This window comes from Sodalis sp. (in: enterobacteria), assembly GCF_047607725.1.
Taxonomy (GTDB): Bacteria; Pseudomonadota; Gammaproteobacteria; order Enterobacterales; family Enterobacteriaceae; genus JBLKSS01.
Genome location: NZ_JBLKSS010000258.1, coordinates 1 through 3,109, shown reverse-complemented (window position 1 = coordinate 3,109; position 3,109 = coordinate 1). Strand labels below are relative to the sequence as shown.

Genomic DNA, 3,109 nt, shown 5'->3' with positions numbered 1-3,109 from the left:
TCCAGCGGGAAATTGGGACGACGTCTTGAGGGTTTTGGTGGGGTTTGTTTCATGAATTGCGCCCATTAAAAAAATAATGGACATCATCTTCAATAACTTGATGGGGAATTAACAGACGGCGCTGGGCGTACGCTTACCTTTGACGCAGCAGACACATTCGAGCACATCGCATAGACATAACGGCCGAATAGCGTGTATTTGAGCAAAACTCCGATAAAGAGAGTCAATGCGACGGCAATCCATACCATCACGGGTAAACCGAGCCATGTGCCGTAGCCCACCGTGTCAATATAGGGGGCCGGCACATCATAAATAGGCACACCGCCTGAAAGAATGAGTGCCACTGCCTGGGCGACAGAGAGCATCCCTAAAGTAATCACCAGAGGGGAGGTATTAAACATTGCAATCAGACCCGCAGGAATACCAAATTGATTCATCACCATCACACCCGCAACGCCCGCCAGGGACATGGAGGATGAGAGGGATAAATCCAGGCCTCCTCCTATTACGGCAACAGCCTGCCCCAGCGATATAATTAAGGAGAGGGGCCAACTGGCAGGCGAGGTTGATACCGTTACTGACCGACAGGAATCTCGGCTGAACGATGCCGGTGCCGATTGCGGTTAATACAATCAGCAGAGGAAGCATCCAGTCTGACAGTGAATGCTTTCTATTTTTTGCGCCTTTTCCCGAGGAAAATATCCCCATCTCTCTGCTTGTACTCATGATACAAACTCCTACTTCAATATTGCCTGCGTTAAAATGTTCTGCAGGGACCGGGCCGGCTTAGCCCACGACGTCTGCGATAATGGAGGCTTTATCGTTCTCATCAGAATTGCGGTAAGTGGACACCATCTGTCTATGAAACATTGTCCAGACCGTATCGCACAGGCTCATCGTTTCCCCCAGGTCGCTGGATAGCATAATAACCGCTACACCGGAGGAAGCCAGAGCGCGTATTCTCTGGTGTATTTCATGTTTTGCATAAATATCGACCTCGGCGGTGGGCTCCTCCAGAACCAGTATTTTTCGGGCGCTGGCCATGGCGCGGGTGAGCACGACTTTTTGTTGATTACCGCCGCTCAGGCCCGTCAGAAGATCATGTTTATCGCCATATTTTACGCCGCACGCCTGCAGTAATTTATCCGCCATCGCATCTGTTCGCCGGGTACTGATAAATCCGATGCGGGTGACGCTTTTTAACTGTGTGATCATCAGGTTTTCAGCGATAGTCAAGGTCGGATAAACACAATGACTCGCTCTTCCCGCCGGTAGCCACGCTACGCCTTTTTTCAGCGCCTCGGTGACGTTCTTCGGCCGCAATTCATGGCCATCTAAACGGAATCGGGTGGAGGCCCCGCTGGGGGTGGGCAGGAAACCCACCAGATTGCGTAGCAGATCTTCACCACCACACTCGACGGCCCCGTAAATGCCTACCACTTCGCCGCGCCCAACGGTGAAGACGCGGTAGCCACCGCTGCTCATCGGCAGGCGCTCGAAGTCGAGCAATGGCGCGAACTTTTGCTTTCCCTTATCGTTAATGCTGTGGCTCCCGGGCGGTTTCCCCGTCAGCCGTGCGACAATGAAGTCAGCGTCGACGTCGTTATTGACCGCAAAGGCATCAACCACACTGCCATTGCGCATGATGGTCACTCTGTCGCTGACGGCAAGGACATCTTCAATATGGTGGGTGACCAGGACCGAGGCCATCCCCGTGGAGCGCAGTCTTCTTAATACGTTGAAGAACCGATCTTTTTCAACCGTGCTGAGCATGGCAGTGGGTTCATCGAAAATGATCACCCTCGGCTGGGACATGAGCGATTTGCCAATCTCGATGAGCTGCTGCACGGCAATCGGAAAGCTTGCTACCGCCTGCTCCATGTCAATATCAGCGAGGCCGAGCTGGTGCAAAACTTCCCGCACGCGCGTGACCTCTTGCGATTTACGCGTGAGAGACAGCACCGTTTTGCCCTTCTCCGCACCCAGCCACAGGTTGGCGCGCACGGACAGGCTCGGCGCAAGAGAAAGTTCCTGATACACCATCACCACCCCAGCGTGGCGGGCTTCACGGGAACTGCCAAAGGAGACCTGCAGATCGTCATACCAGATGATGCCTTCATCAGCCTTATATAACCCGATAACAATTTTTCCAATGGTCGACTTACCCGCGCCGTTCTCGCCGAGCACGCAATGGATCTCGCCCGCCTGGAACTGGATCGAAACATTGTTCAGTGCCTGCGTCGCGCCAAACCGCTTTGATAAGCCATCGATCCGCAGCAGCGGCGAGCGCTGAACATCAACCGGCTTTTCCATGACCTGTTCTGTTTGCATCGCTATCTCCTCGTACCTGACTTACTGCATGGCGGGGACTTTCCAGTCGGCAGGAGCGATTTCATAGGTTTCAAAGGGGTGGGTTACCACATTGCCCTTATCCAGAACCTTATTAGGCACGTTTAAATGGGCATAATTCAGCCCATCGGTGCCTGCGGCAGCCAAGTTGGGAAGGGGTTTTCCTTCCATGGAACGAATGGCGTACTGCACAATCAGACGGCCCATAATGATGCCGGGTTCGGATACAACGGCCAGCATTTTCCCTTCTTCGATCATCGGCACGACCCTTTTCACCATGGCCGAGCTCACGACCGAAGCCTGGCGATGTTGTTGGCGGATAGCCTGTACCACCCCCATGCCCAAGGTGATTTGCGGGGTATAGATAAAGTTCACCTCAGGATTACGTAGCATAAGATCGGACGCTTTAGTGAGCCCTTCCTGCAAATCAATGCCGCCGCCGAATCCCGTTTCAACAACCGAGACCGGGGTGGGGCATTTCTTGGCTTCTTCCTTGAAACCGACGTAACGAAAATGCACCCATTCAGCGCCCGTGGGGCCAGGGATCATCGCCACGTTCTTGGGCTTGACGTAAGCACCCCGTGGAGGACGTCTTGAATTATTGGTGGGTTTGTTGTACGAGACAGTAAACCTACGTTACACGCTTATGCTCATTGCATTTTCACATTGTATTGATTTTAATAATTTTTATTTCCATCCCGGTTTGAGTGATATGAAATTAGTGGTTCTGAAGTTTGTGATAGTGTCCATTAAAATTTAA

General features: G+C 52.5%; 3 protein-coding genes. All 3 read right to left on the bottom strand.

Translation table 11 applies throughout. From position 1 onward, the window contains the following. Window positions 1-89: 89 nt before the first annotated feature. The 3 genes from ACMX3H_RS17910 to ACMX3H_RS17900 all read right to left on the bottom strand — a co-directional run bounded on the left by ACMX3H_RS17910 (window position 90) and on the right by ACMX3H_RS17900 (window position 2,904). Window positions 90-470 carry a hypothetical protein gene (locus ACMX3H_RS17910; protein ID WP_415211765.1) on the bottom strand — a complete coding sequence of 127 codons (381 nt, stop codon included), beginning with the start codon at window positions 468-470 and terminating at the stop codon, window positions 90-92. Window positions 471-786: 316 nt separating this feature from the next. Continuing rightward, window positions 787-2,331, bottom strand: coding sequence for a sugar ABC transporter ATP-binding protein (locus tag ACMX3H_RS17905; protein WP_415211764.1), 1,545 nt, complete (start codon window positions 2,329-2,331; stop codon window positions 787-789). Window positions 2,332-2,352: 21 nt separating this feature from the next. After that, a complete protein-coding gene (locus ACMX3H_RS17900; RefSeq protein ID WP_415211763.1) occupies window positions 2,353-2,904 on the bottom strand; it encodes a substrate-binding domain-containing protein in 552 nt (183 codons plus the stop codon). Window positions 2,905-3,109 lie beyond the last annotated feature (205 nt).